This is a genomic window from Pseudomonas sp. AC083, assembly GCF_979253165.1.
Map to the genome: position 1 here is coordinate 1 of NZ_CEEDDH010000350.1, position 235 is coordinate 235.

The following is a 235-nucleotide window of genomic DNA, read 5'->3' on the forward strand; positions in this document are numbered from 1 at the left end:
TAGTGAACTGGACGGGCTGATTTTAGGCTGCGATCCTCGGTATAGAAGCTGTTTTTCTGGTGTCGGGGATGCATGGGGAGCAGGACAAGCGTTAATCAGCAAATTGAGCAGCGATGATATTGCCATTCGTCATGCAACAGATAAAATGGTCGAAGCAGATGATATATTGCGGAAATTGTACAGCATCTATGATCAATATGGTACACTCACGAGCTTAGCAGGTATCGTGATGATG

1 protein-coding gene is annotated in these 235 nt (G+C 45.1%); it reads left to right on the plus strand.

The genetic code is table 11. From position 1 onward, the window contains the following. On the plus strand, positions 1-235 hold a 235-nt coding region (locus AC0IXA_RS28155; RefSeq protein ID WP_471815020.1), incomplete at both ends, for a hypothetical protein.